Here is a 3,619-nt window from a genome sequence, read left to right on the forward strand (position 1 = left end):
TCTGTTGAAGGTGAATAAAGAACTGCTAAATCAGGGATAGATAGGACATTAACACGGGGTACATTGCTAAATCCTACTGCCAGACGTGTGCCGTCCGGAGAAAATTTGACCGTAGAAAGATAATTATCACCTGGAGCCTTGCCACGGGTAACAGGGCTAATGGTTTGATTGGGATTTTTTTTAAACGCCGCAATATCGTAGATGCGTATAAACCCATCATAACTGCTCGTCGCAAGTTGTTTGCCGTCGGGAGAAAAATCAGCTCCGTATGATTGGTTGCCATATGACGTATCTTGCGCAACAAGTCGTAGTGGCATATCGCTGCCGGTATGAACTTCATACAGCCTGATCCCCAGTGCAGCCTGTACCGCAACAAGCATCTTCCCGTCTGGTGAAAACTTTAGATGTGTTATCAGGTCGGTATGGCCTTCAGTGCGGCCCACTAAATGGCCATCTTTGCGTGAGAAGATGTAGAGCGAGGTTCTGCCGTTGCTATTGCCAATCTGCGTCCAGCCACCGGCTGCAACGAGAGCCCCATCAGGTGATATTGCTATGCTGCGCAACTCCCCCTCAAATCCATCCGCAATTGGAGGACGTAAAGTTTGAGTAAGCCGACCGGACGGAAGTTCCCACACCCGTGCGGTTTTGTCTTCCGAAGCTGTTACCAGCCAGCGTCCAGAACGATCCGTATCAATCCGTCTGATAATTGAAGTGTGGCGACCAGTTTCAATGCGCAGCAAGGGCGTTTGGGGCGGATCCAGTGCGTAGGCAGGCGACATAAAGCTTATCAAACAGATAATAGAGATAAGGCAACGTTGAACTGTTTTCATGGGGCCTCCCGAAACGGGTGTCCTTGTCCGTTTGCTAATAAAGTATACAATCGTCGGAACATTCTGCAACTGCAACTGGTTTCGGTGCGTGGCTTGACATCCTGAAACTGTGATGTATAGGAAGTCTAGGGTGTCGCATAAAGTTAACGTTTTCTTAACAAGGAGGCCGAAGGTGAAAAACGTACAGTTCTTTATTGCTATTTTAGCGTTAATCGGTTTGTCAGGATGCGCTATGCCGCAGAAGATTCCTGGTGGAGGCGGTGTTATCACACAAGTAAACCAGTTTTGTGCAAGTAACTGGTGTAATGAAATGCCTGATGGAATTGATGCTTACGCTAAAGGTGACTATGCCAAAGCAATCGTTAGTCTTGAGAATGCCCGTCGGCAGCATCCAAATGAAGTCTACGCATTTATTAGCAGTCTGTTGTTGTGCCAAGCCTACTATGATCAGCGCCAGTATGATAAGGCAGTAGAACTATGTAATGTTGCAATTTTATTTGGAGAACACTTTGGAAGACTAAAGGCAGTTCCTACATCTGCTTGGGATTATATGCTAAAGAATAGTAACCCCTATAGTGCCCCTGGAGAATTGATTCCAGCAGTAATGGAATGCAAAAATATTTTGAAAGAGTCTCAGAAGAGGTCAGGAGGACGCTAGCTATTAGCTTGTTGTGCTGGCTTGAAGACGACCTGTAAATGCGGCCTTTTCCACTGGATGGAAAAGGCCGCATTAGTGTTGGCGTCCCAATCAGGACGAATCCGATAACTGGGAAATCAGTCTTAAAATACAATAAGTTAATAAGTTTATAGGTATTTGTGTGAACCAGCATCGAATAATGACCCACATCAGTGCCTTTTTTGAGCCACCTAGTTCTTGTAAGTATCCGATATCTTATGTTCAACTTGGTCATAATTGAACGCCGAACAGGGTCAATATTGGATGCCGATTCACATATAAATCGACTAAGTGCCTGCAAGTGGAGCTATATCATACACTTGGCAACTTGCCAGAACCTTGTGTAATCCACAGATTCTGCTGACGAGCCAGGAATGGAATGTTGACGCTGGGGAGTACAGGCACGTTACTACGCTAAGAAGTCAACTTGAAGCAGATGCTTTTGTTACATTCAACGAAGAAAACTGAGTTTACCTTCTGCTACGTGTCTCTACTAAAGTAGGTTTTGGTAAATCAATAAATGAGTTCCCCGCACCTTCATATATTGGAAGACCAAGTAAATTGACCGTTTCACAATGTGTTGGCTGGGGAAATTGAAAATAATGCAGTTCCTTAGCAGCTACAAAGAACAATCTTCTTCTTTTCTGGGGTGTACCATAATCAGCAGACATAAGCTCTCTATGGGTAATTTCATAACCTATACTAGTAAATGACTTGTATATTCGATCTATCATATTTGCTGTTTTAACCTGAGCCAATCCATAGACGTTCTCCATGATGACAATTTCAGGTTTTAACTCACTTACGTTGTGGACAAAATCACGATACAGCATACCGAGTGGGTCATCAGTAGCTTTTTGTTTACCAGCTACACTAAATGGTTGGCAAGGTGGTCCACCAATAACAATCAGTGGCCTTTTGCCTATTACTTGTAGTATTTCACTAGCTCTCAATTCTCTTATGTCGGCTCTTTTGAAATTCCAATGTGGCCTGTTAGCTTTAACCGTCGCTTCAGTACATTCCTCAATATCAGTTGAAAATGAAGTCTTGAACTGAGCAATTTCATTTGACGCTTGCTCAAATCCTAGATCAAGCCCACCAGCCCCAGTAAAGAAGGAAGCTATATTAATTTCACCGCCAATGTTCCGACGTTCAAAATACTTAGCTACCTCTTGAGCTACCGCCTTAGCAAGTCTAACAGGAACAGCATTTCCAACTTGCATCTGTGTTTGTCCAAGCGTACCACAGAATTCATACTCAACAGGAAAATCCTGTAAGCAAGCAGCTTCTCTAGTCGTAATGTACCTGTCTTCTGTAGGATGAACAAATTTGTTAAATATGTATTGAGTAACGGTTAGAGCAGGTTTATCCATTTCAAGACGCAGTAGCCTCATGTTGGGGCCACCAGTATTTTTATCGCCTACCCTAACGAAACTCTCATGTTGTAAATGCACTGGTAAATCAGACATCTTTCCACCGATAGGAAGATGTTTCATTCTCTCAAGCACAATGCCAGTATATTCTCTAGTACTGTGATTCTTAATTGTCATAGCACCAAATCTCTTAACACTGGATTCTCCAGAGTAATCAAATAGTCAAATACATTCCGCAAATCGGCTCTCTTTATTCCTGTAAACCCTTCCAGTGCCACCACATCAGTCTCAGTTCCCCAAAGCATATTCTCAAACGGTAAAACATAGTCATCTCCGTGACGATATGCTGGAAGATTCGATACTATTGCAGTTTTGATATTATGATTTCCCTTAATTTCAGTGCCAATTTTGAGTACCTGGTATATTCCCTTCTTTATGTCATCAGTTCTGTCCATACCTGCACTGGTTTTGCTATCACTTATAGACTCACTTTTGGGCCATGAATGTAATTTAACCGCCTCCTGTGGCGGGGAACCACTGGCATTTGCTAAGTAATACATCTTAGATTCTTTGTTTTTTGTGGAGTATGCAACCTTAGCAGACAGCCAAGTTTCAACTATCTTGCTAATATCATCGTTGTTAAGTTCGTTTGTTATATAGTCGATAGCACCCTTAAACGGCCAGAGATGAGTGCCTACTAGACCCAAAGGAATAGTCATCTGATTATGCATATATAAAGC

Annotated in this window: 4 protein-coding genes; 1 reads left to right on the plus strand and 3 read right to left on the minus strand. The window is 42.9% G+C overall.

What is annotated here, in order from left to right:
- Positions 1–830, minus strand: an 830-nt coding sequence (locus OEL57_RS15265; RefSeq protein WP_300741632.1) for a WD40 repeat domain-containing protein, incomplete at its 3' end; no start/stop codon positions are given.
- A gap of 172 nt (positions 831–1,002) precedes the next feature.
- Between OEL57_RS15265 and OEL57_RS15270 the strand changes: the two genes are divergently transcribed.
- A complete protein-coding gene (locus tag OEL57_RS15270) occupies positions 1,003–1,488 on the plus strand; it encodes a tetratricopeptide repeat protein (protein WP_300741634.1) in 486 nt (161 codons plus the stop codon).
- Positions 1,489–1,976: 488 nt separating this feature from the next.
- Here the strand turns inward: OEL57_RS15270 and dcm are convergent, their stop codons facing one another.
- Together dcm and OEL57_RS15280 are read right to left on the minus strand one after the other, a co-directional pair.
- A complete protein-coding gene (dcm, locus tag OEL57_RS15275) occupies positions 1,977–3,056 on the minus strand; it encodes a DNA (cytosine-5-)-methyltransferase (protein WP_300741636.1) in 1,080 nt (359 codons plus the stop codon).
- A partial coding sequence (locus OEL57_RS15280; RefSeq protein WP_300741638.1) for a hypothetical protein occupies positions 3,053–3,619 on the minus strand: 567 nt, incomplete at its 5' end. The genes dcm and OEL57_RS15280, both read right to left, overlap by 4 nt.

Origin of the sequence: Trichlorobacter sp. (genome assembly GCF_030247655.1) — a bacterium.
GTDB lineage: Bacteria > Desulfobacterota > Desulfuromonadia > Geobacterales > Pseudopelobacteraceae > Trichlorobacter.

Excerpts from the sequence above, each read along its gene's own strand:
- dcm (WP_300741636.1), bottom strand. The coding sequence starts at position 3,056 with ATGACAATTAAGAATCACAGTACTAGAGAATATACTGGCATTGTGCTT.